General features: G+C 58.0%; 2 protein-coding genes. Both read left to right on the forward strand.

The features are described from left to right. On the forward strand, nt 1-324 hold a 324-nt coding region (locus JKG68_RS32670), incomplete at its 5' end, for a DUF2382 domain-containing protein (RefSeq protein ID WP_202066624.1). Between the two features lie 226 nt (nt 325-550). Continuing rightward, complete coding sequence (locus JKG68_RS32675; protein ID WP_376773257.1) at nt 551-790, forward strand: DUF6489 family protein; 240 nt, start codon at nt 551-553, stop codon at nt 788-790. Nucleotides 791-828 lie beyond the last annotated feature (38 nt).

An 828-nucleotide genomic window follows, 5' to 3' on the forward strand; every position in this document is an offset into this window, starting at 1 on the left:
CGTGTGGTTGTTGAGACCCCGGTTGAGCAGCAGGTGTCGCTTTATGACGAGCGGGTGATCGTGGAGCGACGCAAGCCGGTCACCGACGCTGCCACAGGCGAGACACTCACCGAGATGACGATCGAGATGATCGAGTCGTCCGAGGTGGCGGTTGTTGGCAAGAGCGTCAAGGTGCGGGAAGAGGTGGTGGTCCGCCGCGAGCGCACCAGCCGTGTTGAAACCGTGCGGGACACCGTCCGTCGGGATGAAATCGAGATTGAGCAATCCGGTCAGAACGAGCGCTCGGGCCGAAAGCGGCCGGCGCTCGCCTCCAGCCGGAAGTAAACCAGTAGTACCTGCGTTTGCAGAGGATCGCGGTCACCAACCGCGATCCTCACGCCTGTAAATGAGGCCGGAATGCCGATCGAGTTGGGCGTCTAGCTCGGATAATCAGGTCAGGTTCAGCAATAGCCCTCGGCCTGAATTCAGCGGGCTGCGTCTCGTGAAAATCCAGAGCCTGTCGTGCGGATGAACGCCAGACGGACCAATGGTCGGAAAAGGATTGTTTCAGATGAAGGCTACCATGAACATCGACTGCACCCCTGAAGAGGCACGTGTGTTCTTAGGGTTGCCGGATGTGCAACCCATGCAGGAGCACCTGATGAAGGAAATGCAGGTGTCCTTGTCTGCCAATTTGAAAGCGATGGATCCGAATACGATGATCAACGCTTGGCTTCCAACGACCTTCAAAGGGTTCGAGCAACTGCAGGAGCTGTTTGCATCGCAGATGAACCCGAGCAGGAAGAGATAGGTGCTGCGGCAGTCGCTGTTAGGTCACCGCTGCCCTTT

Origin of the sequence: Microvirga aerilata (assembly GCF_016743775.1) — a bacterium.
Taxonomy (GTDB): Bacteria; Pseudomonadota; Alphaproteobacteria; order Rhizobiales; family Beijerinckiaceae; genus Microvirga; species Microvirga aerilata.

Excerpts from the sequence above, each read along its gene's own strand:
- JKG68_RS32675 (WP_376773257.1), top strand. The coding sequence starts at position 551 with ATGAAGGCTACCATGAACATCGACTGCACCCCTGAAGAGGCACGTGTG.